Genomic DNA, 24,645 nt, shown 5'->3' with positions numbered 1-24,645 from the left:
GCGATCGCCACCCGACATGATCCATACACGACAGCCACCGGATGCCCAGATCCATTCCCAACGGCCTTGAGTCCGCTATGGGCCCGTGACGTTCAGCAAGCCGGTCGCACCGTGGCAGACCGTCGACACGATGCGACCGGTCTCGTAGAACTGGGCCATCAGGCTTGCCAGTTCTGACTCTGCGGGAAGTCGACCATGACTCCGTGGCCACCGGTCAAGTAGCTGGTGGCTCCGGGCGGTGGGTGTGCGGCGGCCGGCGTGGAGTGGGTGTGCGGCGGCTGGCCACCGCTGTCGGCTTCAGGCGGTGTCGCCGGGGGTGAAGGTGACGGGCAGTTGTTCGGGGCCGCGCAGGCCGCCCGAGCGCCATCGCAGTGCGTCGGGCGGCACGGCCAGGCTGAGGTGGGGCAGGCGGCGCAGGGCGGTTCCGATGGCGATCTGGCCCTCGAGCCGGGCCAGCGGCGCTCCCAGGCAGTAGTGGATGCCGTGTCCGAAGGCGAGGTGTGCGTTGTCCTGCCGGGTGATGTCCAGGCGGTCGGGGTCCGGGAATTGCGCCGGGTCGCGGTCGGCGATGGCGGAGGCGACCAGCACGGTCGCTCCGCGGGGGATGCTCACTCCGGCGATGGTGACGTCCTCGCGCGCGAACCGGGCGATGCCGGGGTTGACCGGTCCGTCGTAGCGCAGGAACTCCTCGATCGCAGCGGGCAGCAGGCCGGGATCATCCCGCAGCTGGTGCAGCTGGTCGGGGTGGGCGAGCAGGTGGGCGATGCCGGTGCCGATCAGGTTGACCGTGGTGATGTATCCGGCCACCAGCAGCAGGAAAGCCATGGCGATCAGCTCGTCCTCGTCCAGCCGGTGTTCCTCGTCGCGGGTGGTGATCAGCGCGCTGAGCAGGTCGTTGCCGGGGTGGGCCCGCTTGTTTTCAAGGAGTCCGGTCAGGTAGGAGCGCATCTGCTGCCACGCCCGGTCGATCCGGGCCGGGTCCGGGGGCTCGGCTCCCTGGAGGATCATGTCGTCGGTCCACCGCTGGAAGTCGTGCCGGTCGGTGGCGGGTACTCCGAGCAGTTCGCCGATGACCGTGACGGGCAGCGGGAGCGCGAAGTCCTCGATGAGATCGGCCTTGCCGGCGGGCACGACCTCATCGAGCAGCTGGTCGGTGATCTCCTGGATACGGGGGCGCAGTTCGGCAACTCTGCGGGCGGTGAACGCCTTGGAGACCAGGCGGCGCAGGCGGGTGTGGTCGGGCGGGTCGCAGCGGAGCATGGTGCGCAGCATCGACTCGCGCTCCGTGGCGGGCAGCCGCTCCAGGAGCCGGGGGTCCGAGGCGTCGCGGACGTCGCTGCTCAGCCGTGGGTCGGACAGGGCGGCGAGGCCGTCTTCGTAGCGGGTGACCAGCCATGCCTCAAGACCGCCGGCGATGACGGCCCGCCGTACCGGGCCGTCATCGCGCAAGCGCCGGTAAAACGGGAAGGGATCCGCTGCGAAGGCCGGATCGGTGTAGGGCAGAAGGACCGGGTGCTCGTTCATCGGGCCTCCAAGGGGGCGTCTCGAACCCACACGGCGAAAATGTTCGCCTTTGAGGGTATACGCCCTATTGGTTCTGGTCGTGGATGTCACTGAGGGGAAGGACTGCGATGGAGCGGACAACGTGCTGCGTGGTGGGCGGCGGCCCGGCGGGCATGGTGTTCGGCCTGCTGCTGGCGCGGGCCGGCGTGGCCGTCACGGTCCTGGAAAAGCACGGCGACTTTCTGCGGGACTTCCGCGGCGACACGGTCCATCCCTCGACCCTGGCACTGCTGGACGACCTCGGCCTGGCCGAGCGTTTCGCCCGCCTCGAGCAGCGCCGGGTGACCCGGGTCCAGCTGCCGCTCGGCACGGACGGTGCGCTGATCACCGTCTCGGACATCAGCGCGCTGCCGGGCCCGTACAACTACGTGGCGATGGTGCCGCAGTGGGACCTGCTCGACCTGCTGGCCGACGAGGCCCGCAAGGAACCGTCCTTCTCGCTGCGGATGAACACCGAAGCGACGTCCCTGCTGGTGGAGCGCGGACGGGTCACCGGGGTGCGGTACCGCATGTCCGACGGTCGCAGCGGCGAACTGCGGGCCACCCTCACAGTGGCCTGCGACGGACGGACCTCTCTGGTCCGCTCGCGGCCCGAACTGGGGCTGCGGCAGTTCACGTGCCCTATGGACGCCTGGTGGTTCCGGCTGCCGCGCCACGACAGCGACCCGCACGGGCTGGTGGGAGGCGTCGGCAACCGCTTCCTCACCGCGATGATCGACCGTGGCGAGTACTGGCAGTGCGCCGCACTGATCGCCAAAGGCAGCAACGCCGAACGCCGCGCCGCCGGCCTCGAGCAGTTCATGGCCGACTTCTCCGCCGCCGTGCCCTGGCTCGGCAACCGGGCGCATGCCCTGCGGTCGTGGGACGAGGTGAAGATGCTCGACGTACGGCTCGACCGCCTTCGGCGCTGGCACCGTCCGGGACTGCTGTGCATCGGCGACGCGGCACACGCCATGTCACCGGTCTTCGGCATCGGCATCAACCTCGCCGTCGAAGACGCGGTCGCCGCAGCCCGCCATCTGGTCGAACCACTCCGCAAGGGGGTGGTCGGCCTGCGGGACGTCCGCGCCATCCAGCGGCGCCGGTGGCCCACCACGGCATTGACGCAGGCACTGCAGCGGTTCGCGCACGCCCGGGTCATCGCGCCGGTACTGGCCGGACGCCCGCCCTTCGGCAATACGAGGCGGGCACAGCGCATGAGCAACCTGCTTACCACCTCACCGTGGCTCAAACGCGTACCGGCGTACTTCATCGGCTATGGCGCCCTGCGCGAACGCCCACCCGCCGAATCAGTACGGTGAACCGCCCGCACGGCTTTGCGAGGCGGTCCCTGGGTGGGCGGTGTGAACCTTGCGCCGGACCGCGCAGGAAGGGGGCCGTCGATATCATCACGGCGATCGAGAAAGGTCAGTGAAGATTGCCGAAGGTGCACACTTGACTCCGATCCGCTTATCTTCGGATCACGGCGATTACAGTTCTGCGGAACAGTTCATCGACCACGCCCAGCAGGTGAACATCATTCAAGGTTTCGCAGCGCCTTGGCCATCGTTCGCGAACCGCCTGGATCCTCCGAATACCCAGTGGCGCGATGTAAGCAATGGCCACCGACGCGAAGGCGTACGTGCCATTGCAACGGTTGTCACAGCAAGCCCGGCATGCCGGCGTGTCTGCTCGTGGCTTCCGCCTGGCGGTGACGGGCGGCGGGACGGGCGGTCACCCCCCTGACCGCTCGCCCGGCGCCGCCACTCCTCACCACCAGGCGTCACACCGTCAGTTGGTCAACCATGCGGCCGTCCTTCACCTGGGAGCGGAGAAGGTCTTTACGGACCTTTCCGGTGGCGTTGCGCGGCAGTTCTGTCACCAGTTCGAGCCGACTGGGCTGGTACCACTCGGTCATGCCGCGGGCTGTCAGGAACTCCCGCAGACCGGCCAGAGTGGGTGTGGCCGCACCGGGAACGACGACCGCGCAGGCGAGTTCATTGCCCCGGTCATCCAGGTAGCCGACGAGGGCGACATCATGGACATCGGAGTGCGCGAGCAGCTCCGTCTCGACGTCATTGATCGGGATCATGAAGGAGCCGCCGATACGGTCCGCGGTCCGGCCGATGATGCGCAGGCCCCCTCGACCGTCCGGAATCGCCAGGTCACCGGTGTCATACCAGCCGTCGTCCACGTCGGCCGTCACCCGCAGTCGACCGCTGTCCCGGCCGAAAGTCGCCAGGCACACACCGCCACCACGGACGAAGAGCCGGGCCGGCTGCTCGGCGGTGAGCGGGGTGTCGGTGTCGGACCGGAAGTCGAGTTCCAGTCCGGCTCCTGGTTTGCCGTCGCTCTGCGAGCCCCACAGCGGCGGATCGTCACGGCGGGTCCAGGTGTGACCGGGTACCTCGGTCATTCCCCAAAGGGTTCGCAGCGGCACCCCCCAGGTCTGCGGAACAGAGGCAACCAACTGGCCGGGAACCGTGGTGGCGCCACTGAGCACCATGCGCGGCGAGAGCGCCGACCGGGGCTCCACCTGGGCAGCGGTGACAAGCGCGGTGACGAACGGCGGTGCTCCCGCCAGGACGGTGGTCTCGCTCTCGGCGACGATGTCCAGCGCACCCTTGGGGTCCCAGACGTCGGACAGCACGGAGGCGCCACCGACCAGCAGCGGGATCATGATGTTGTACATCAACCCGAAGATATGGGTCAGTGCCTGGGTGGTGAAGAACCGGTCTCGGGTGTCCAGCCCCTCCGCGTGGGCTATCGCCGAGGCTCCGGCGTAGAGCGTGTTGAAGGTGTGCAGCACGCCCTTGGGCTCGCCGGAGGTTCCTGAGGTGAACAGGACCACGGCCACCCGGTCCGGGTCTTCGGCGGGCACCCCCGGAAGCGTCCCGGGCTGTCGCTCCCGCGGTGTGTCCTCGAAGTGGCGGCCGAAGTTCACCACGTCCTCGGAGGTATTGCCCCCGCTGATGACCACTCGGTGCCGCAGCTTCGGCAGGCGGGGCGCCATCTCGGCCACCGCGTCCGCGTACCGCACGTCACCCCACTGGTCGACCGTGACGCACACGCCGGCGTCCAGTCGCGACAGGATGCGTTCCAGCTCGCGTGGGCCGATGGACATCATGACGGGTGCGACGACCGCCCCGACTCGTGCGCAGGCCAGCAGCAGCGCGCTTACCTCCCACCAGTTGGGCAACTGCATCGCGACGACCTGCCCTGGCCCGACGTTGAGCTCATGCAGCGCCGCGGCGAACCGCTCGACGTAGTCGCCGAATTCCCGGTACGTAAGTCGGCGCACGCCCGTTCCGGCACGGTAAGCGATCACCGCGATGGCTTCCGGTGTTTCGTCTCGCCACTTCTGCAAGTCCGCCAGCGGGCCTTCGTTCCGCCAGACCCCCGCGGCGCGATATTTCCGTACCGCGTCCTCACTGGGCCTCAGTTCGGACAAGATCATCTTTACACTCCCCATCTCGCAGCCCCGCCCGCCGACGATCTAATGTGATTCCTCGGCCAATCAATTCCGGGCCGGGCTTGATGAACCTTCTATTCCGCCCTGCGGAGCTTGCCGGCGCCCGCCGCCGCTACACCAAGCAGCGCCCGTCGTAAGGCCGGTTGGAGGGCCGCCTCAGACAGGTCGGCGACCGCCTCGTAGGCATCGTCTATGGATGCCTCAAACCCCGAAACCTCCACGCCGAAGCGACCGCCTTGGTCACATCACGCCCATCCCGCACCGCTTGACATCAAGCGTCATTGCGGTCAACTGGCCATGACCTCGCGGCGGAGGGAGCCGTCGATGAGCAGCTTGGCGATCTGCTGGAACTCTTCGTCCAAGGGGCGATCCTCTTGGACGAAGGGGACGGTGCTGCGCAGGTAGGTGTGGGCACGGGCGGTGAGGGGGCCGAGCCTGTCCGCGCCGATGATGTCCGCGGCCTGGCAGAGTGCCACCAGGTGGATCGCGGTGACCTCGCTGATCAGGTGGACGGCAGTCCTGGCGTGCCGGGCGGCGATGGTGCCCATGCTGACCTTGTCCTGGTTGTGCGCCTCGGTCGACCGGGAGAAGGAGCTGACCGGCATGGTCAGATGGAGTGCTTCAGCGGTCAGAGCGGAGGACGCGATCTGCGCGCCCTTGAAGCCGTGGTGCAGTCCGGCCGCCGGATCGGCGGCCTCGACCGGGGCGATGAGGTTCGCCGGAAGCCCCAGGTTGAACTTCGGGTCCACCAGCAGCTGGACCTGTCGGTCCAGGAGGTCACCCACACTGGCAACAGTGGCGGCCAGCGCACCGGCGGCCTGGGCCACATGGCCGCCGTAGAAGTTGCCGCTGTTGTGGACGCTGAACGACTCTGCGTCGAAGAGTGGGTTGTCGTTGGAGGAGTTGATCTCGTTGGTGATCCACTGCTCGGTCCACTGCAGGGTGTCGCGCAGCACGCCGATCACGTGGGGGGCGCAACGGATGGAGTAGGGGTCCTGGATACCGCGTTCGAGTTCCAGGTAGGTGGCGCCCTCACTTATGCCGTCTCCCCGGAGATCGGCGTCCGTGCCGATCAGGGCGGATCCTTCAAGGATCTGCCGGATGTTCTCGGCACTGGTCATCTGGCCCGGATGCGGCTTGTTGATGTGCGGGAACGCGGTGAACTGGTCCCTGCTGCTCCTGCGCACCTCGGCAGCCAGTGCCGTGCACAGTTCGGCACACCAGGCGAGTTCGCGTGCCTCGGTGAACGCCAGTGTCAGATAGGCGGACATGAAAGAAGTACCGTTGACCAGGGCGAGGCCTTCCTTGGCCTGCAGTTCCACCGGCTGCAGACCAGCCGCGCGCAGGGCCTCGGCGGCCGGCATCCGCTCACCCCGATAGGTGACGGCGCCTTCGCCGGTGAGCGACGCCGCCAAGTAGCTCAGCGGGGCCAGGTCGCCGCTGGCACCCACCGAGCCCCGCTCCGGGATCTGCGGCAGGATGCCGTGGCGCAGCATGTCCAGAATGAGGCGGATAGGCTCCTGCCGGATGGCGGAGTGACCTCGGGCGGCACTGTTGGCACGTATCACCATGGTCGCGCGAATGACTTCCTCAGGTGCCACCGGCCCGGTGCCCACACGCAGGAACCGCAGCAGATTCCGCTGCAGAGCCACCGTCTTCTCGGGGCTGATCTGCCGGCTGCTGCTGTCACCGAAGCCCGTGGTGACGCCATAGATGGGTATCCCCGATGCGATGAGGTCATCCTTGACCTGAAGGGACTTCTTCATACGCAGGACCGCGTCTTCCGCCAGGTCCAGCCTCGCCCCTTCCCTCATCGTGGAAAGCCTGTAGACCTCATCCATGCCCAGATTGTGACCGTCGAGGTGGAGTTCAGGCATCTCGACCGGAGAGGCGTTGTGCATCATGGTCCTCTTTCACTGTGCAAGAAATACGGATTCCGTGTAACAGCGGGCACGACGGGAGTTTGAGCACGGGACCCTCGCGAGGGCAGGAAAGGTCCCCACTGCGGAGACTCGTCCGTCGTCGTTGGCGGTCAGCGTGGCCCACCAAACGCACCGGTGGGCTGGAGGGCCACGTACCCCTGGGTGGCACCGTCAACGGGCCTTTACGTGAGCACGATTCCAGGGGCAGTCACTCGGAAACTCCTCTTCGGCCGGCATGAATGCCCTCGCGCCGTCCACCGGAATCGACGAGCATCCATGACACCCTCTCTGCGCCCCGAGCGGGCGCAGGTTGAAGGTGCGCCTACACCGCGGTGGGCGCGGGCCACCGCACCGTGCCGCAACATGACACCTCGCTGTGCCATACATGCAGGCTGGCGGATCCAGCTTCTCCTTGGCTCGATACGATGGCGACCTGATTCGGGCTGACCCGAAGAACGACATTCCGAAAGGATTCCGCCCAGACCGCCATGGCCTACCGCATACACTTCACGGTTCAGGATCTGGCCCGGACACGTGTAGCCGAGGCGCCGATGCCGCTGCATGAGCTGGAACTTGCGGCGCGAGCCCTGCAAAGCCGCAGTCAGCCGGCCCGGCTCGACGCCTGGCGACACCGTGCTCGCACACAGCTGTCTGCCCAAGCCCGCATGGCCCTGGCCCTGATGCCGACCGTGGGATCCTCACCCAACTTCCTCAGCCCCACGAAAGCGGGCACTATCGAGGAACTCCTGGAACAGGTACGCGCCACACCTCGCGAACGCGTCAGGTCGGATGTACTTGAAACAGCACTGCATCACCCTTCCTTGCCCGCGTGGGCACGCGACCTAGCAGACGATCCATCTCTGTTTGCCGAGCTCTGCACGGGGCTCGGCCATCTCCACACCTTCCTGCTGGCCCCACATTGGACCCAATTCACGGAACACCTGGCAGTCGACCAAGCCCTGCGCCTACAGCACATACTCACCGGCGGCGTCGATCAGCTGCTGACCCAGGCCAACCCCCGGTGGATGCGATGGAATCCGCCAGTTCTGGAAGTCCGAATGGCAAACGGAGCCGAGCGTGACCTCTACCTGGAGGGGCAAGGCATCCTCCTCATTCCGTCAATATTCGGCACACGCACCATAGTCACCGACAGCCAGCCCGTGTCCGTGAGCTATCCCGCCTCCCAGGACCAGCACCCCCATGAGCTCACCGCCCCTGCTTCCGCGCCTGGCCACAGGCGCTCCCCCGGTGTGTCGACGCTTCTAGGGCGGACGCGCACTGTGGTGCTGACCACCATCGCAGAGCACCAAGGCTGCTCCACCAAGGAATTGGCCGCTCGTGCAGGTATCGCAGCCGCAAGCGCCAGCGAACACGCAACCATTCTCCGCGAAGCCGGACTGATCCGCTCCCTCCGCCACCGAAACTCCGTGCGTCACAGCCTCACCCCCCTCGGCCAGGCACTCCTCGACACACCAGGGGCAGGCTGAGACCCCAGGGAGCTCTCGCCCATAACTCCCTGGTTTGCAGGGCTGTTGGTCCATCGCAGCAGGTGGAGTTGCTCCAGCCCAAAGGACACGGGCGAGCTTGCGTTCCATGCAGCAGCGTGCGCGCGGGCAGCTGATCAAAAGCTCCTGCTGTGCGTCACGACGTGTGCGGAAGACCGTGCGGACCGATGAGCTCCGTCTCCGGGAAGGCGAAGAAGCTCTCGATCACTGCGCCGTCGAAGCAGGTGCCGGTCCGGGCGGCGGACGGGCGGATGCCCGCCTGCCTGCAGCGTTGTCCGAACAACGCGGGCTACCGCACCATCACCGTGCGCCCTGACGCCCGTACAGGAGTGGACTGGGCACGTACGTCGATCCGGACAATGAGGGGCAGGGCTTCGGTCGACTGGGCCCGCTCCGGGGACCGTCTGCGTCTCACGGTCGAGGTGCCGGTGGGCGCGAAGGCCGAAGTCCATGTGCCAGCAGCCCAGCGGCACAACACGGCCGCGCCGCACGGGGCGGAGTTCGTGCGGTCAGAGCCCGGCCAAGTTGTCTACCGCGTGCCACATGGCACGTGGGAGTTCGCCGCGATGGCCGAGTCTGGCTGACCGTACGCGGGCAGAACGCAGCCGGGACACCAGACAGTTGCTCCGGGCCGTCCGGTGCCGGTCCGCGGCACCGGACGGCCAACCCATCACTGCCTCGAAGCCCAGCACGTCATGCCGGTGCCCGGACGCGATGTTCCCCCGGTGCTTGGACGGAGCAATGTGCAGCGTCAGTTGGGTCACCGCTGGTCTTTGGCTGCAGGATCCGCTGGCGATCGCGCATCCCCCAGGGGCAAGTTCACGTAATTCCCCAGGCCCTGGCCTCCGGCGGGGGCTAGGTTGGCCAGCGTGAGCTTGCTGGGGCGGAGGTATCGATATGTGGGGCCGCCTGATCTGCGGGCCCTTGTCCGGCCGGAGGCTGAGGGCCGAAGTATCCACTCGGCGGCGGACTTCGTCGACTGGGCTTCGGCTCTGGCAGCGGTGGAGCTGGCCGAGCCTTTCACGTTCGTTGTCGACTCGGCGGGTGTGCTGCGGCTCGCGCCGCGCCGGAGCGAGCACGTGGTGTGTGCTGGTGGTGGCCCCGTTCTGGGTGCTGGGGAGATGAGTTTCCGCAAGGAGTCCGGGCAGTGGGTGGTCGGTGAGGTGAGTAACCAGTCGACGGGATACTGCCCGGACATCAGCTCGTGGTCGGCCGTCGCGGGCGCTCTGGACGCAGCCGGGATCGAGCATCCTCCCGGCTTCACCTGCGAGGTGGTGTTCCGGCGCTGTCCCGCCTGCGGTCAGCTGAACATCGTTCGGGAGGAGGACTTCATCTGCGCCCTCTGCGATGAGGCACTGCCGCGGGAATGGAACGTGGACGGGGCCGGGGCCGGGCTTTAGCGCACCGGGGATTTGGGCGGGCCCTCCGGTGCGGCCCTTGGGGCGCTTGTTCGGGCGTTGACTTGCTCCTCGCCCTGATGGGCGAGGATTCTGGCCTTCTCGATCGTTGCTGTGCCGCTACGCGGCACGGGGTTCGGTCGGGAGTCCGTGGCTTCCTGTTTCTTCGCGCTGTGCCGGGATTGCTCCTGGTCTTACCGGCGCTCCGCAGGCTGATACCGCCAGTCCGGCGGCCGTTTTCACGTTGAGTGCGGCGTTGTGGTCGCGGTCGTGGACGGTGCCGCAGGCGGTACAGGTCCATTCCCGGACGTCGAGGGGTTTGGGTCCGTCCTTGACGCCGCAGGTGGAGCAGGTCTGGGAGGTCGGCTCGAACCGGCCGATCTTGACCAGGGTGCGGCCGTACCGTTCTGCTTTGTACTCCAGCATGCTGATGAACGATGCCCATCCGGCGTCGTGCACGGACTTGGCCAGCTTCGTGCGGGCCAGTCCCGCCACCGACAGGTCCTCCACGCCGATCCCTTGGTTCTCGCAGATCAGCTTCGTGGAGAGCTGGTGGTGGAACTCGCGGCGTGCGTCGGTGGCCCTGGCGTGGGCGCGGGCGACCTTGAGGCGGGCCTTGGCCCGGTTCTTGGATCCCTTCTGCTTGCGGGACAGCTCCCGCTGGGCCTTCTTCAGCTTCTTCTCCGTGCGGCGCAGAAACCGAGGGGAGTCGATCTTCGTGCCGTCGGACAGGACCGCGAAGTGGGTCAGGCCGAGATCGATGCCGATGGTGTGCTGGGTTTCGGGCATCCGTGTCGCGTCGGCGGCGGGGTCGGTGTCGATGACGAAGGAGGCGAAGTACCGTCCGGCCGCGTCCTTGATGACGGTGACGGAGGTGGGGGTGGCGGGCAGTGTGCGGGACCACTTCACCTTGACCGCGCCGATCTTCGGCAGGTTCAGACGGCCGTTGTCGGTGATGTTCCAGCGGGCGTTGGCGGTGAAGCGGATCGACTGCCGGGCGTCCTTGCGGGACTTGAAGCGGGGTGGGCCGGTCCTGGGGCCTTTGCGGGTGCCCTTGAGGGAGGCGAAGAAGTTGCGGTATGCGGTCTCGGCGTCCCGCAGGGACTGCTGGAGCACCACCGCGGAGACCTCGCCCAGCCAGGACCGCCCGGTGGTCCGCTTGGCCTCGGTGATCAGGCGCGTGGACAGCTCCCCGGCCTTCGGGAACGGCTGCCCGGCTTTACGGGCGTCTTCACGGGCACGCACCGCGTCGTTGAACACGACACGGGCGCACCCGAACGCCTTCGCCAACGCGGTGCGTTGGCCGGGATCCGGGTACAGGCGAAAGCTGTACCTGAGCTGCATGACCGTCACCCTACATACTTGGGTTATGGGTGAGATGCAGGAGATCAGAACTGGCCGGCACTGTGCTTTCGTGATGCATGTGCACTTGGTTTTCGTGACCAAGTTCCGGCACAAGGTGTTCACTGACGCTCATCTGACACGCATGGAGGAGATCATGCAGTCGGTCTGCGGCGACTTCGAGTGCGAGCTGGTGGAGTTCAACGGCGAGGACAACCACGTCCACCTGCTGGTGAACTTCCCGCCCAAGGTCGCCGTGACCAAGCTGGTCAACTCCCTCAAGGGTGTCTCCTCCCGCCGCCTGCGCCAGGAGTTCCCCGACCTGGTGCGCCACTACTGGCGGGCCAACAAGCTCTGGTCCGGGTCTTACTTCGCCGGAACCGTCGGCGGCGCCCCGCTCTCCGTGGTCCGGCAGTACATCGAACAGCAGAACCGGCCGGTGTGAGCACTGCCCGGCTCCGCCGGGAGAAGCACTCGCGAAGCTCCGCGCCGCAGGCGAAGCACTGCGGTGTCCGGCGCTGCCGGACCTGAGTCTGCGACGCTCCGCGTCGCCACTGTCAGATTCGCTTCACCACCGGCCTGAAGGCCGATGCACTGCGAATGAATTCCGGTAGCCGTCTACTACCGGCAGCTGTGACGCCTCCCGTCTGGGGCGTGGTTCACCCTCGCACCCGCCCCAGACGGGCATAACTGCCGACAAAGCCGACTTCCAACACGGCCTAGTAGGACTCCGTTAGGTCTTCCTCTTGGTCCTGTTTGGGGGCATGTTGGAGGTGTGGATGCACATGAAGTGAACCGTGCTCGGGCGAAGTTGGCGTTATTCGTGGCTGACGTGTTCGCGTCGGTGCCTCGCAAGGATCAGCGGGCGAAGAGTGACTGCTATCTGCGGGGGCTGATGCTGGACGGGCGGCGCAAGTCCGTCCAGGCCATGGCGGAGCGGCTGCCGGACGGCAACGAGCAGAACCTGCAGCAGTTCGTGAACCAGTCGACCTGGGATCCGCTGCCGGTGCGGCGGCGGATCGCGGAGCGGATGGTGCCGCAGATCGGTCCGGATGCCTGGGCGGTCGATGATGTGTCGTTTCCCAAGGACGGGAAGATGTCGGTGGCGGTCGCGCCTCAGTACTGCGGGGCGCTGGGCAAGCAGGCCAACTGCCAGGTCGCGGTGAGCGTGCACGCGGTCTCCGACACCGCGTCCTGTCCGCTGCAGTGGCGGTTGTTCGTGCCCCAGGAGTGGGCGCACGATGCCGGACGGCGGCAGAAGACCGGGATGCCGCTGGAGGTCGGGCACCGGGAGAAGTGGCGCCTGGCCCTGGACACCTTCGACGAGCTGGCCGGGTGGGGTCTGGTGCCGCCGGTGGTGGTGGCCGATGCCGGCTACGGTCAGAATGCCGACTTCCGCGACGGCCTGAGCGAGCGGGGCATCGGATATGTCGTGGCCATCCGTTCGGACGTGACCGTCCACCCGCACGACGCGCGGCCCACCGCCCCGGCGTGTTCCGGAAACGGCCGCAGGCCGCAGCCCCGCTACCGGCACAAGCCGTCCTCGGTGTCCGCGCTGGCGATGAGCCACGGACGGCAGTCGTTCACCAAGGTCACCTGGCGTGAAGGCTCCCGCGGGCCGATGCGCTCGCGCTTTCTGGCACTGCGGGCGCGGCCGGCCGGGGTCAGGGCCCGCCGTCTGGCCCAGGCCGCCGCCACCGCCGAACACGGCCACTGGGACGGTGTCCTGCCCGAAGTGACGCTGCTGGTCGAATGGCCAGACGGCGCCGAAGCACCCACCGACTACTGGCTCGCTGATCTGCCCGTCGGCACCCCGATCGCCGAGCTGGTCCGCCTGGCGAAGATCCGCTGGCGCATCGAGCACGACTACCGGGAACTCAAGTACGGCCTCGGCCTGGACCACTTCGAGGGCCGTTCCTGGGCGGGGTGGCATCACCACGTCACCCTGGTCACCGCCGCCCACGCATTCCTCACCGAACAGCGCCTGGCCCCAAAAGCCGTTACAGCGGACTCACCCTCTACCAGACCCTCGACGCCATCCAGGACCTGCTGAACTGCTGGACCGGCACCTGCACCACCTGCCACCGCCCCCTGCCTCGAACGTCTACCACCAGCCCAATCCCAAGAACCAGAGCAACCTAACGGAGTCCTACTAGTGCTGCGCGAGTTAAGTTGATTTGCAGTGCGCTCGCGCTTCAACTACTGAGACAGCCTGGCTGGATTGTGAGGGGCGTCCAAGCCGAATTGTCGTTCACCGCAATCCTGCTGCGCCCCCGGCGGCGGATGCAACCCGCCGGCCCTCGTCACTGGCCCACCCTTCCGTCGATGCACTCGCGCAACAGGTCGGCATGCCCGCAGTGACGGGCATACTCCTCGACTCTGTGCACCATCAGCTCCCGAACTGCGATCCCGTCCTTCCCCACACGCTCGCTCAGATCCGGGTGCTCGGCCAGCGCGGCGTCGGTCGCGGCCTGCTCGCGCGCCAGATCGGAGTACGCGGCGTCGACCTCGGCCTGCTCGGCGACGGCTCCGTCGAAGTCCCCGTCATCGCCGTACAGCTTCGGCAACGGATCACCGTCGCTGATCCAGTTGCGCCAGTCCCGTTCCACCTCGGCGAGGTGCCGAAGCAGGCCGAGCAGCGACATCGTCGACGGCGGAACCGACCGACGGGCCAGTTGCTCCGCATCCAGGCCTTCGCACTTCATCCGCAGCGTCATGCGGTAGCCCGTCAGAAAGTCCAGCAGCGTCGCAAGCTCGCCGTCGGGACTGGCTCCTTCGCTGTGGCGGGGGTCGTTGTCCGGGTCAACCCACATGTCGGGGTAGACGGTTGCCTGGCTCCAACGTGCGGGTTGGTCACTCATGCGTGCCATGCTCGTCCGTGAGGCCCCATGCTCGCCAGCGCTTTTCGTTTGAAGTGTTCATTACGGATGGCGTTCTTGAGGATCTGGCGTGCACGCGCCGGTGACCTGGCCGGTGGCGATATCCAGGGCGGCGAACAGCAGCTCTCTCTTCACGCGCCGGCATCGCGCCTCGGGACAGCGGTCCGGCCCGGGTCATCAGCAGAGGCCGCCATTCGGACCACCGGCCGGACCCTTCCAGTGATAGCCGGACGACTCGCGAGCGGAGCACACGTCGCAGGGGTAGGGCGTCTCCGCAGCAGATGCCCCGGACTTGTGAGGAGAACAGCCGTGTACGCAGCCGTCAGACGATACGAAGGGGTGACCGACCCGGCCGAGGCAGGGCGTCGGGTGAACGAGAAATTCGTGCCGCTCATCCGTCAGATCCCCGGTCTCCTGGCCTACTACTGGGTCGACGCCGGGAACGGAGTCATGATCTCGACCAGCGTCTTCGAAAGCGAGGCGGGGGCCGAGGAATCGATCAAGAAAGCAGCGGTCTTTGTGCGGGACAACCTCGCTTCGCTCCTCCCCAACCCTCCGCAGGTCATGTCCGGCCAGGTCGTGGCTTCCGCCTAGGAAAGACGCTCAGGCCACCGAGCCGATACTGCGCGCCGCCGGGCCCGCCAGGGGGCGCGCCCGGCGAGCGGCGGCGGATGCAGCGGCAGCGCATCGAGGAGACGTGAACCGCCGGTGCCCTGTGCCTCGCGGGAGGATATCGGCACCCGGTACATCTTTCGAAAAGGCAGACGGGCACCCTCATATGACGCAGCTCGGCAGCTGGCAGGCGAAGCTGGCCACCACCAGTGCGCCCGCCTCGACGATCCTGATCCGCTTCTACGTCGGCGCTGTCTTCCTCTTCGAAGGCATCCAGAAATTCCTCTACCCCGACGACCTGGGCACCGGCCGGTTCGACAAGGCGGGCATCCCCGCGCCCGGCTTCTTCGCGCCCCTGGACGGGGTGTTCGAGATCGCCTGCGGGGCGCTGATCCTGGCAGGGCTCGCCGTCCGGCTCGCTGCCGTGCCGATGATCGTGAACATGATCGGCGCGCTGCTGATCACCAAGCTGCCGATCCTATGGGGCGATGCACCGCTGTTCGACGGCGAGTCCGGCTGGTGGGACTTCGTCCACGAGTCCCGCACCGACCTGGCCCAGCTGTGCGGCAGCCTGTTCCTGCTTCTTGTCGGCGCGGGCGCCTGGTCACTGGATGCGCGGCTTGCCCAGCAGCGGCAGTTGGAGGCTGCGAGCCGGTGCTGACGGAGCGTTCGTAAGTCAAACGTTCGCATGTCAGGCGTCGTCGCCGAGGATCTCGCGGGCCACGTCCCACGCCGGGCGCGTACGGCACGCTGGAACTTGGTGGGGCGGTCTTCAGGCAGCCTCAATCGCGCGCTCTTAAGCCTCAATCCACCGGGCCACCGGGCGCGGATGGAGTGTGGTGGGGTCTGCTCGGGGCCGTGCGTGTCGGGGCTGTTCCTCAGGGACAGCCCGGGCCCGTGCCGAGGCGGGTGCACCTGTCAGCTCCCGGTCGGCCGTTGCTGGTGTTGCGTCCCGCTCCGCCGTCGAGGCTGTCGTTGCCGTCGCCGCCGCCGAGGGTGTCGTCGCCCCTGCCGCCGGTGAGCTGGTCGTTGCCGGGCCCGCCGGACAGGGTGTCGTTGCCCGCACCACCGGTGAGACGGTCGTTGCCGGGCCCGCCCTCGATACGGTCATTGCCCGTACCGACCCGTAGTGCTTCGTTGCCGGTGCCTGCGCACACCAGGTCGTTCCCGCCGCTGCCTGCCACGGCGGTGCACTCCACGATGGCGGCAACATGGCCGTGCTCCAGGCTCTGATCCACGTTCAATGCCTCTCCTCATCACTCGCCAGACATCCACCGCGACAGGACCAGCGGATACGCCCCTGCCTGCGGCGAGAGGCAGTCACCAGACCCCACCGCAGCTCCCATCCCGGTAACACCACCACGGCCACCCCCGCCCCCCACGCCGCCCCAAACCCCCGACATTCCCCGACCGCCCACCCAGCCGCACCGCCGAAGCCCCTGGGCCCCCTGCCGCGCCCGAACTGACTCCCCGCCATCCCGGGCGCGCAGCGGCCGGGGCTCGTACAGCCCCGCTGCTGCCAGTTCGTCCGCCCCGGCGGCATCGGTATCCCGGGCGGCTGCCGGCCGATGACCGTGCTGCTCTGCGGGGCATCGTTTACGTGCTGTGCAAGAGCGTGACCCGGCGGGACGTTCCCGCGGAGCGGGTCGGCTGCGGTGGGGTGGGGTGACGGCTTGGCGGCGTCTGCGGGACTGGACCGAGGCCGGGGTATGGCCCCGCCTGCAAACGACTCCGCATCCGCTACGAGATACGCGCCGACCTCCACCTCGCCTTGCTCCAACTCGCCTGCAGCGTCGTCTGCTTGAGACGCCTCAAAACCTCATTCTGAAACGATCAGTTATTCGCCGCGGTCAGCTGGTGCGGCGCGATTTGGTCAGAGCCAGCCCGCCGAGGGCCGTGCCGATCAGTCCCACCAGCATGGCCACGTAGGCCCCGCCCAGCCCATTGCCGGTGCCGATACCGCCGTCGGCGGTGGCCGCGACCAGCCCACCGAGGGCCATGCTGATCAACCCCGCCACCATGGCCGCCATGGCCCCGAATGACCCGTGGGCAGTGCCCAGACGGCCGGCGGGGCGGGCCAGCGCCAGCACGGCGATGACCACGCCGGCCAGCCCCACCAGCGCGCCCGTGCTGGCCCCGAGTCGCCCGAGACTGAAGTCGTGGAAACTGGCGGCGACCGGCTGGACCGAGGCGTGCGCGGCCACCGGTGCGGCAGGCTCGATACCACCCAACAGAGCGGCGGCGGCAAGTAGACGAACGGGCATTGAGGTGCTCCTTCTCTTCCTACGACTGGACGTCGCCTGAGCATGTCCGCCGGACCCACCGCCGGTCGTCCAGCGGACGCAGGCAATGGGCGCTACCGCCGATGCCGCACCCGGCTCCTGCAGACGCGGCAGGCGCCGCGGAGATACTGCGTGCGCGGTAGTCGTCCGCTCCTCCGAGAGCGGGACTCGCCCCAGGCAGCGTCCGGCTAGTGCTGTGACCGCATAGGTTCGCCGGGTTGGTGGTCGTGGCGGTTGGATGTGCGGTGACATCCGATCTGATCGCTGGAGGCGTGGTGGCTGAGCCTGTCCGTGTGCGCAGACTGACCGACCAGGAGGGGCGGCGTCTGCAGCAGATCGTGCGCCGTGGCAGTACGAGTTCGGTGCGCTATCGGCGGGCGATGATGCTGCTGGCCTCGGCCGGCGGGAACCGTGTGCCGGTGATCGCCCAGCTGGTGCAGGCCGACGACGACACCGTGCGCGATGTGATCCACCGGTTCAACGAGATCGGCCTGGCCTGCCTGGACCCTCAATGGGCGGGAGGCCGTCCCCGCCTGCTCAGCCCTGACGACGAGAACTTCGTCATCCAGACGGCCACCACCCGCCCCGCCAAGCTCGGCCAGCCCTTCACCCGCTGGTCGCTGCGCAAACTCGTCGCCTACCTGCGCAAAGTCCACGGCCGGGTGATCCGAATCGGCCGCGAGACCTTACGCGGCCTGCTCGCCCGCCGCGGCGTGACCTTCCAGCGGACCAAGACCTGGAAGGAGTCCACCGACCCTGAGCGCGACGCCAAGCTCGACCGGATCGAGTACGTCCTGGAGAACTTCCCCGACCGCGTATTCGCTTTTGACGAGTTCGGCCCGCTGGGCATCCGCCCCACCGGGGGAGCCTGCTGGGCCGGGCAGGGCCGCCCCGACCGAGTCCCGGCGACCTACCACCGCACCCACGGCGTCACCTACTTCCACGGCTGCTACTCGATCGGCGACGACACCTTGTGGGGCGTCAACCGCCGTCGCAAGGGAGCGGCCAACAGCCTGGCCGCACTCAAGTCCGTCCGGGCCGCCCGCCCGGACGGCGCCCCGATCTACGTGATCCTGGACAACCTCTCCGCGCACAAGGGCACGAAGATCCGCCGGTGGGCGCAGAAGAACAAGGTCGAGCTGTGCTTCACCCCGACCAACGCCTCCTGGGCCAACCCGATCGAGGCGCACTTCGGGCCACTGCGGCAGTTCACCCTCGCCAACTCCCACCATCCGAACCACACAGTCCAGACCCGTGAGCTGCACGCATACCTGCGCTGGCGCAACACCAACGCCCGCCACCCCGACGTCCTGGCCGCCCAACGCAAAGAACGCGCCCGCATCCGCAGCGAGAAAGGCATCCGCTGGGGCGGACGCGCCCTCGCCGACGCGGCCTGACCCAACCGGCGAACCTATGCGGTCACAGCACTAGGGTGCGCGCATGAGAACTGGACGGATGGGTGTCCGGGCAGGTGTCAGTGACTGGGCGATCGCCCTCGGCGTGGCGGCGGCACTGCTGGTCACCGGGCTGTCCGCGCAGCACTCCCCCACGAGTCTCGACCTGCTCGGCTACGCGCTTCTGACGGCCGGGGGCCTGGGCCTTGCCGCGCGCCGCCGGGCTCCGGTTCTCGTCCTGGCCGTCACCGGGCTGTGCGCGGTGGGCTACCAGGCAGCCGGTTTCGACGTGCCTGCCGTTGCGTACCTGTTCGCGGTGTACGCAGCTGTACGGGCGGGACACCGTGCCATCACGGTGGTGGCGAGCGTGACCATGCTGGCCGCTCTCCCCCTCGCGGCCCTTGCCTCGGGCCTGCACGACACGGGCGAGGCGTTCGCGCGGGCCCGAGGCGCCCTCGAGATCGCCTGGCTGGTCGCTGCCGGCGCCGCGGGTGAGGCACTGCGGCAGGCCGAGCGGCGGGCCGACGAAGCCGAGCGCACCCGGGAGGAGACCGCGCGGCACCGCGCCGACGAGGAGAGGCTGCACATCGCGCGGGAGCTGCACGATTCGCTCACCCACCAGATCTCCATCATCAAGGTGCAGTCCGAAGTCGCCGTCCATGTGGCCCGCAAGCGTGGCGAACCGGTGCCGGAGGCCCTGCTGGCAATCCAGGAGGCCGGACGTGAGGCAACCCGGGAGCTGCGCGCGACCCTTCAGGCGCTGCGCGACGACGACACGACCCCGCCGCACGGGCTGGACCACATCCCGGAACTGGTGAAACGGGCAAGTAGGACCGGCCTGGACGCGACGCTGACGATCGAAGGACAGCGGCACGATGTACCGGCCGCGGTGGGCCGTACCGCCTACCGGATCGTTCAGGAGTCGCTGACCAACATCGCCCGTCACGCCGCCGCCACGACGGCGTCGGTCCGCATCGACTACCGGCCGGACGCCCTCGCCATACAGGTCGATGACGACGGCAAGGCCACGCCGGACACCGCCCCGGCTCCGGGCATCGGGCTGCTCGGGATGCGCGAACGAGTCGCCGCTCTCGGCGGTCGCCTGCGCGCGGAACCGCGCGGCGAGCGTGGCTTCACCGTCCAGGCCGAACTTCCCGTGGACCATACGTCATGATCCGTGTCCTGCTGGTCGACGACCAGCCGCTCATTCGCAGCGGATTCCGCGCGCTCCTCGACCTCGAAGACGACATCGAGGTGGTGGCCGAGGCCGCGGACGGGAAGGAGGGCCTGGCTCTGGCCAAGGAGTACCTGCCCGACATCGCTCTCATCGACATCCAGATGCCGTTCATCGATGGCATCGAGGCGACCCGGCGCATCGCCGCGGACCCGGCCCTGGCTCGGGTGCACGTCGTCATCCTGACCAACTACGGCATGGACGAATACGTCTTCAACGCGCTGCGCGCCGGCGCCGCCGGATTCCTCGTCAAGGACATCGTGCCGGAAGACTTCCTGCACGCCGTACGAGTGGCCGCACGCGGCGACGCCCTGCTCGCACCCTCGATCACCCGCAAGCTCATCAACCGGTACGTCAACCAGCCGCTCCACACCGGCACCGACACGGGCCTGGAAGAGCTCACCAACCGCGAACGCGAGGCCGTCGCCCTGGTCGCGCAGGGCCTGTCCAACGACCAGATCGCCGCCCGCATGGTGATCAGCCCGATGACCGCGAAAACCCACATCAACCGGGCCATGGTCAAACTCCACGCCCGTGACCGCGCTCAACTCGTAGTCCTCGCCTACGAATCCGGCCTGGTAACCCCGCGCAACTCCTGAAAGCCACGGTCCGGGCGCAGGCCTGCCCGCCGATGATCCTCTTACTGAACGCCCCCTGAATGGGATGCGGTTGACGCTGCTTGTCCCGACCATCCGCTGAGGAGCGCGGCCGCAACTGCCCCTTCTGTCAGTGCCGCCGACAGCAGCCCGAGCGCCCCGAGTACGACTGCCGGCCGACTGCCGTCCTCTACAACTCGACAGGTAGGTATCCGACCAGGTCAGGCACCGTCAGCCAGGGCGCCTGGCCGGGCACCAGGAGCGTCGGCGCGTCGACCACCGTCAGTGCGTCGTCCGGCCAGGCGGGCAGCGCCAACGTTCGCGATCAGCCGAAAACCGATGGGCGAGCACGCAGCGGCATCGCTAGCGATACCTGTCGACGGCTGGCCGGTCAGGACCACGAGATGTTGAGCGGCAGAACTCGGTGGAAGACGGCCACGCGATTCCGGGATGGCTACGGCAAGCGTCTGATCCGATGGATGTCACTCAGCGCATGTGGTCCAGCCGTCAGACAGGCAGTACGTCCGAGATCAGCCCTCTGACGCGTTGCTCGATCGCGTCGCGGGTCGGTCGGACGGCCTCGACGCCCTGTCCGGCGGGGTCGTCGAGCTGCCAGTCGAGGTAGGTCTTGCCGGGGAAGGCGGGGCAGGTGTCACCGCACCCCGTGGTGATCACCACGTCGGATGCCTGTACAGCCTCGGCGGTGAGGATCTTCGGGGTCTCGGCGGCGATGTCGATGCCGGCCACGCGGACAGGCGGGTTCCCAGCTGGCGCTCGACGGCCGCCCAGTCGATCTGCTCATTGACGCCGGTGTCGGTCGGCATGATCTGCGCCAGCGCCACGATGTGGGGACCAGCCTCAAGTTCGGACAGATCTGGGCAGTCGGACCTCCGTGCTCTCTCAGTCGACGTGGAGAATCCGAAAGCGATCGGGTTCTGCCGGATCTCGATCAACGACTTGGACTGGCGTGCCAGCCCATTGCCAAACGCTGATGCCTGGCGTGCGGGAGAACTGGATCTGCCCGCGGGTGCCTTCGACTGCAACGCGCGGCCAGGATTCGGCCAAGCGTGCCCGGTCCGCGCCGTGAGAACGCAGCACATCGGCGAGGACGGCGACCGTGTCGTAGCCCTCGAAGGCGACGAAGGAGGGCGCTTCGGCCAGCCGCTCGCGGAGGGCCGTCTCGACTCGTGCACCGAGTGGGCCGAGGCGCTCGGGCAGGTAGCGCAGGAACGGAATCGCGGCGCTGTCGTCGCCCAGCAACGTCGCCCATTCGGCGAACTCGGGTTGCCCGGCCGGAGCACCGATCATGATCTCGGCGAGGCGCTGGTCGCGGCGGACAGACTTGACGATCGACACTGCCGGCTCCGGGTGGCCGACCAGGAGAAGGAGGGCTGTCGCGCGATGGTCGACGAGTGCGTCGCACACCGCCGTGGGGTCGAGCGCGCGCATGTCGAGTTCGATGACGGTGCCGCCGCGTGGAGCGAGGTAGTCCCGCAGAATGCGGGTCCCGGATGCCCAGTAGACACTCGGCTGGGCTGCTACGGCGATTCGGCTGTGCCCCGCGCCGAGGAGGAAGTCCGCGTAGACCTGCCAGCCGCGGGACTGCGGCGGGGAGAGGCGCGCGACCCATTCCGTCGGCTGTTCGGTGAGCGCGTCGAGAACCGCTGACGAACAGAGGAACGGCAGGCCGAGGGCGTCGGCCCTGGCGGCAGCGGCGCGAGCGACGACGCTGTGATACTCCCCCGCCAAGGCAGCCACGCCCAGGCGAGCCAATTCATCTACGGCCGCCGCGGCCCTCTGCGGATCAGCCGCGGTGTCTCGGACCACCAGCTCGAGTGGTCTTCCGACGATCCCGCCGGCGTCATTGACCTCGCGAACGGCCAGCTCCAGTCCAGCGAGCAGGTGTTGGCCTGCCTCGACCCAGCCAGGCCGAGCCAGCGGAACGAGAGCGCCGATCTGGACGGATGATCCGTCAGTCCGCTCCGCTGCAGATGGCGATGGTGGCGTATCCATGCGTTGGTGTCTCCCGTGTGACCATTCGGTTGCAGTTTGCCCGGATCGCCGAGTGAACGTCCCGGTCAGCCGCCAGAGCACGTTGATGTGGGGAACAAGGGCAATCACCTCGGCAAGTCAAGATCATCCGGACGTGCAGGTTACCCACGCACAAGCCCGCGATCTAGGGCCTCGGTCCCGAGCACGATGATTAAGCCTCGATCCACCGAGTGACTCGCGTCCTGTGGATGAGTAATCAAGAAGAGGTGCCTGCTGACCTGCGATGATGGGAGTTCTGACGCTTCCAGCACGCACAATCAGCAAGGCACCTCGTAGATGCAAGTTTCCCACACTCCAGCAGCGGTCTCCGCTGTGTTCGATGACCCGAATCTGATCGCACATGCCGGGCTGGTCCCGGTGATGCGGCTGGCCGAGCGGTGCGGCCTGCCGCGACTGGTGGCTGCGAAGGTGAAGCTGACCGGAGCCAGGAACGGTGCGGGGGCTGCGGCGGAAGCCAAGGTCACCAGCATCGTGGGCGGCATGGCTGCGGGCGCGGACAGCATCGACGACCTTCACATCCTGCGGCACGGTGCGATGCCGGCCGTGTTCGCGGGTATCCGCGCCCCGTCCACGCTGGGCACCTTCCTTCGCGCGTTCACCCACGGTCACGCCCTCCAACTCCACGCCGTCCACCGCAGATTCCTGGCCGCGCTGGCCGCGCACACTCCACTGCTGCCCGGCGCCGACGCGATGGCGTTCATCGATGTCGACTCCACCCACAAACGCGTCTACGGCCGGACCAAGCAGGGCGCCGAGTACGGCCGGTTCAAAGGCATCCGCACCCTGCACCCTCTCCTCGCCACGATCTGCACCCCGCACGCGCGGCCGGTGATCGCCGGGGTCCGGATGCGACGCGGCAAAGCAGCCGACTCCCGGGGCGCCCCGAAATTCGTGAGCGAGGCCCTGGCCACCGCCGTCGAGGCCGGCTGCACCGGCATGCGCATTCTGCGGGCCGACTCGCAGTTCTACAACGCCGGGGTGATCGCCGCCTGCCACCGGGCCGGAGCCCACTTCTCGATCACCACCGGCATGAACCCCTCCATCAAACGAGCCGTCCACAGCATTCCCGACGACGCCTGGCAACACATCAGTTACCCGACCGCGGTGCCCGACCCCGAGACCGGTGAACTCATCTCGGACGCCGAAGTCGCCGAGATACCCCAATACAGCGCCTTCGCGAGCCGCAAAAGGAGCGAGCGGGTCACCGCCCGGCTGATCGTGCGCCGCGTCCGTGACCTGGCCAAACCCGCCGTCATGGGTGAACAGGGCGAGCTGTTTCCCGTCTGGCGCTACCACCCCTTCTTCACCGACCAGCCCGCCGCAACCCTGCAAGCCGAGCGGGAACACCGGCACCACGCGGTGGTCGAGCAGGTCATCGCCGACACCAAAGCCGGCGCCCTGACCCACCTGCCCTCCGGGCACTTCCACGCCAACGCCGCCTGGCTGACCCTGTGGGCGATGACCTACAACCTGCTGCGGGCCACCGGTGCACTGACCTCGCCCTTCCATACCAAGGCCACCACCGCCACCCTCCGCAGCCACCTGGTTCAGGTCCCGGCCCGGATCGCCCGCTCCGCACGACGCATCACCCTGCACCTGCCACACAACTGGCCCTGGCAGCACGCCTGGACACACCTCTTCGACACTGTCCACGACCCACCCGCACCGGCCTGATCCCCCCTGACCACCCCGCCCGCCAGGGCCCGACCGGAACCGAACCCGTGGAAAAGCTGGGCAGACCAGCAGCTACAACCTGCCCATCCACGACCACCGACCGAAACCAGCCCACAAAACGACCAAGAGATCATCTTCAGAGCGCGTCGGTGGATCGAGGTTAAGTGGGACTTGCCGGTGCCGGTGTCGCCGATGAGGCAGCGCGGCAGTCCCTTCTTGATCCATTCGCACTTGGCGAGGGTGTGAATCACGGATGGGTCGATGTTGGGGTGGGCGTCGAAGTCGAACTTCCGCAGCGACTTGTCCCGGGGGAAGCCGGCGGCCTTGAGGCGGCGTTCGGAGCGTCGGCGGGCGCGGTCGTCGCACTCGGCCAGCAGCAGTTCGGCGAGGAAGCCGAGGTTGGACATCGGCTCTCGGCTCGCGGTGTCGGCGAGTTCGGGGAACTGGGCTCGCGTGGTGGGCAGGCGGAGCATGCGGCAGGCCTGGTCGACCGCGGTGGTGGCGGCCTGCTAGGTCGGTCCGCGCTGGCGGGGGATGGTCACGGCGGTCTCCTTCACGTGGTGGTGCCGGGGCGTCGGAGGCGGAGAAGCTCGTCGTAGGGGGCCACCGAGGGCAGCGGTCGCCGGTCGGGCGGGAGCTGGGTCAGGCGGCGCGCAGTCAACGAGGTGACGGCCGGGCGGCCGTCGTCAACGGGGCTCGGGCGCGGGCAGCGGGATTGGGTCGACTTCGGCACCACCCCGGCC

The 24,645-nt window shown here is 68.0% G+C and carries 22 protein-coding genes and 3 pseudogenes; 14 read left to right on the top strand and 11 right to left on the bottom strand.

Features of this window, described 5'->3' with window-relative positions:
• Nucleotides 1-297: 297 nt before the first annotated feature.
• Nucleotides 298-1,524: a cytochrome P450 family protein gene (locus C4B68_RS38575; RefSeq protein WP_099506253.1), complete on the bottom strand. Its 1,227-nt coding sequence runs from the start codon at nt 1,522-1,524 to the stop codon at nt 298-300.
• Nucleotides 1,525-1,631: 107 nt separating this feature from the next.
• Here C4B68_RS38575 and C4B68_RS38570 point away from each other — a divergent pair, with 107 nt between their 5' ends.
• The gene (locus tag C4B68_RS38570; RefSeq protein ID WP_099506252.1) at nt 1,632-2,864 is read left to right on the top strand and encodes an FAD-dependent oxidoreductase; all 1,233 of its coding nucleotides are present in this window, start codon (nt 1,632-1,634) and stop codon (nt 2,862-2,864) included.
• 461 nt (nt 2,865-3,325) lie between these two features.
• On the opposite strand, the gene C4B68_RS38565 is transcribed toward C4B68_RS38570, so the two are convergent.
• A complete protein-coding gene (locus tag C4B68_RS38565) occupies nt 3,326-4,999 on the bottom strand; it encodes an AMP-binding protein (RefSeq protein ID WP_167459245.1) in 1,674 nt (557 codons plus the stop codon).
• A gap of 302 nt (nt 5,000-5,301) precedes the next feature.
• The gene (locus C4B68_RS38560; protein ID WP_099506250.1) at nt 5,302-6,918 is read right to left on the bottom strand and encodes an HAL/PAL/TAL family ammonia-lyase; all 1,617 of its coding nucleotides are present in this window, start codon (nt 6,916-6,918) and stop codon (nt 5,302-5,304) included.
• A gap of 506 nt (nt 6,919-7,424) precedes the next feature.
• Between C4B68_RS38560 and C4B68_RS38555 the strand changes: the two genes are divergently transcribed.
• The 3 genes from C4B68_RS38555 (at nt 7,425) to C4B68_RS38545 (ending at nt 9,841) form a co-directional block, all read left to right on the top strand.
• Nucleotides 7,425-8,423: a MarR family transcriptional regulator gene (locus C4B68_RS38555; protein ID WP_099506249.1), complete on the top strand. Its 999-nt coding sequence runs from the start codon at nt 7,425-7,427 to the stop codon at nt 8,421-8,423.
• A gap of 185 nt (nt 8,424-8,608) precedes the next feature.
• A complete protein-coding gene (locus C4B68_RS38550; RefSeq protein WP_099506248.1) occupies nt 8,609-9,025 on the top strand; it encodes an alpha-L-rhamnosidase C-terminal domain-containing protein in 417 nt (138 codons plus the stop codon).
• 276 nt (nt 9,026-9,301) lie between these two features.
• Nucleotides 9,302-9,841 (top strand): hypothetical protein, encoded by a 540-nt coding sequence (locus tag C4B68_RS38545; RefSeq protein WP_099506247.1) that lies wholly within the window; start codon nt 9,302-9,304, stop codon nt 9,839-9,841.
• 117 nt (nt 9,842-9,958) lie between these two features.
• Here the strand turns inward: C4B68_RS38545 and C4B68_RS38540 are convergent, their stop codons facing one another.
• Nucleotides 9,959-11,182 (bottom strand): RNA-guided endonuclease InsQ/TnpB family protein, encoded by a 1,224-nt coding sequence (locus C4B68_RS38540; RefSeq protein WP_104880049.1) that lies wholly within the window; start codon nt 11,180-11,182, stop codon nt 9,959-9,961.
• A gap of 25 nt (nt 11,183-11,207) precedes the next feature.
• Here C4B68_RS38540 and tnpA point away from each other — a divergent pair, with 25 nt between their 5' ends.
• Together tnpA and C4B68_RS38530 are read left to right on the top strand one after the other, a co-directional pair.
• Nucleotides 11,208-11,624, top strand: coding sequence for an IS200/IS605 family transposase (tnpA, locus tag C4B68_RS38535; RefSeq protein WP_099506246.1), 417 nt, complete (start codon nt 11,208-11,210; stop codon nt 11,622-11,624).
• Nucleotides 11,625-11,954: 330 nt separating this feature from the next.
• Nucleotides 11,955-13,232: an IS701 family transposase gene (locus C4B68_RS38530; protein ID WP_099506808.1), complete on the top strand. Its 1,278-nt coding sequence runs from the start codon at nt 11,955-11,957 to the stop codon at nt 13,230-13,232.
• A gap of 250 nt (nt 13,233-13,482) precedes the next feature.
• Here the strand turns inward: C4B68_RS38530 and C4B68_RS38525 are convergent, their stop codons facing one another.
• A complete protein-coding gene (locus C4B68_RS38525; protein WP_099506809.1) occupies nt 13,483-14,049 on the bottom strand; it encodes a DinB family protein in 567 nt (188 codons plus the stop codon).
• Between the two features lie 318 nt (nt 14,050-14,367).
• On the opposite strand from C4B68_RS38525, the gene C4B68_RS38520 reads away from it, so the two are divergent.
• Together C4B68_RS38520 and C4B68_RS38515 are read left to right on the top strand one after the other, a co-directional pair.
• On the top strand, nt 14,368-14,652 hold the full coding sequence (locus C4B68_RS38520) for an EthD domain-containing protein (RefSeq protein WP_099506810.1): 285 nt from the start codon (nt 14,368-14,370) through the stop codon (nt 14,650-14,652).
• A gap of 184 nt (nt 14,653-14,836) precedes the next feature.
• Complete coding sequence (locus C4B68_RS38515; protein ID WP_099506811.1) at nt 14,837-15,331, top strand: DoxX family protein; 495 nt, start codon at nt 14,837-14,839, stop codon at nt 15,329-15,331.
• Between the two features lie 217 nt (nt 15,332-15,548).
• Here C4B68_RS38515 and C4B68_RS44245 read toward each other — a convergent pair whose 3' ends face one another.
• Nucleotides 15,549-15,908, bottom strand: coding sequence for a calcium-binding protein (locus C4B68_RS44245; protein WP_276311618.1), 360 nt, complete (start codon nt 15,906-15,908; stop codon nt 15,549-15,551).
• A 224-nt stretch (nt 15,909-16,132) separates the two neighbouring features.
• Here C4B68_RS44245 and C4B68_RS42580 point away from each other — a divergent pair.
• Together C4B68_RS42580 and C4B68_RS44925 are read left to right on the top strand one after the other, a co-directional pair.
• Nucleotides 16,133-16,392 (top strand): annotated as a pseudogene (locus tag C4B68_RS42580) (transposase); the annotation flags it as partial.
• A gap of 1 nt (nt 16,393) precedes the next feature.
• A pseudogene (locus C4B68_RS44925) lies at nt 16,394-16,498 on the top strand (IS5/IS1182 family transposase); the annotation flags it as partial.
• Between the two features lie 22 nt (nt 16,499-16,520).
• On the opposite strand, the gene C4B68_RS38495 reads toward C4B68_RS44925, so the two are convergent.
• A complete protein-coding gene (locus C4B68_RS38495; RefSeq protein ID WP_099506813.1) occupies nt 16,521-16,934 on the bottom strand; it encodes a DUF6223 family protein in 414 nt (137 codons plus the stop codon).
• 293 nt (nt 16,935-17,227) lie between these two features.
• On the opposite strand from C4B68_RS38495, the gene C4B68_RS38490 reads away from it, so the two are divergent.
• The 3 genes from C4B68_RS38490 to C4B68_RS38480 are packed head-to-tail and all read left to right on the top strand — an operon-like array spanning nt 17,228 to nt 20,179.
• Nucleotides 17,228-18,349, top strand: a complete 1,122-nt coding sequence (locus C4B68_RS38490; protein WP_338059730.1) for an IS630 family transposase — start codon at nt 17,228-17,230, stop codon at nt 18,347-18,349.
• A 43-nt stretch (nt 18,350-18,392) separates the two neighbouring features.
• Nucleotides 18,393-19,520, top strand: a complete 1,128-nt coding sequence (locus C4B68_RS38485) for a sensor histidine kinase (protein ID WP_099506826.1) — start codon at nt 18,393-18,395, stop codon at nt 19,518-19,520.
• Nucleotides 19,517-20,179 (top strand): response regulator, encoded by a 663-nt coding sequence (locus tag C4B68_RS38480; RefSeq protein WP_099506827.1) that lies wholly within the window; start codon nt 19,517-19,519, stop codon nt 20,177-20,179. Before C4B68_RS38485 ends, C4B68_RS38480 begins: the two co-directional genes overlap by 4 nt.
• A gap of 187 nt (nt 20,180-20,366) precedes the next feature.
• On the opposite strand, the gene C4B68_RS44240 is transcribed toward C4B68_RS38480, so the two are convergent.
• The 3 genes from C4B68_RS44240 to C4B68_RS38465 all read right to left on the bottom strand — a co-directional run bounded on the left by C4B68_RS44240 (nt 20,367) and on the right by C4B68_RS38465 (nt 22,189).
• The gene (locus C4B68_RS44240) at nt 20,367-20,492 is read right to left on the bottom strand and encodes a hypothetical protein (RefSeq protein WP_276311616.1); all 126 of its coding nucleotides are present in this window, start codon (nt 20,490-20,492) and stop codon (nt 20,367-20,369) included.
• Nucleotides 20,493-20,683: 191 nt separating this feature from the next.
• Nucleotides 20,684-20,965 (bottom strand): low molecular weight phosphatase family protein, encoded by a 282-nt coding sequence (locus C4B68_RS38470; protein ID WP_107475426.1) that lies wholly within the window; start codon nt 20,963-20,965, stop codon nt 20,684-20,686.
• A gap of 111 nt (nt 20,966-21,076) precedes the next feature.
• On the bottom strand, nt 21,077-22,189 hold the full coding sequence (locus tag C4B68_RS38465; protein WP_099506828.1) for an ABC transporter substrate-binding protein: 1,113 nt from the start codon (nt 22,187-22,189) through the stop codon (nt 21,077-21,079).
• A 315-nt stretch (nt 22,190-22,504) separates the two neighbouring features.
• On the opposite strand from C4B68_RS38465, the gene C4B68_RS38460 reads away from it, so the two are divergent.
• Nucleotides 22,505-23,902, top strand: a complete 1,398-nt coding sequence (locus C4B68_RS38460; protein ID WP_099506841.1) for an IS1380 family transposase — start codon at nt 22,505-22,507, stop codon at nt 23,900-23,902.
• A 161-nt stretch (nt 23,903-24,063) separates the two neighbouring features.
• Here the strand turns inward: C4B68_RS38460 and C4B68_RS38455 are convergent.
• Nucleotides 24,064-24,444: pseudogene (locus C4B68_RS38455) on the bottom strand (ATP-binding protein); the annotation flags it as partial.
• Between the last annotated feature and the right edge of the window lie 201 nt (nt 24,445-24,645).

It is taken from the genome of Streptomyces dengpaensis (assembly GCF_002946835.1).
GTDB lineage: Bacteria > Actinomycetota > Actinomycetes > Streptomycetales > Streptomycetaceae > Streptomyces > Streptomyces dengpaensis.
The sequence above is the reverse complement of the archived record's forward strand: the minus strand, read 5'-3'. Positions and strand labels throughout refer to the sequence as shown.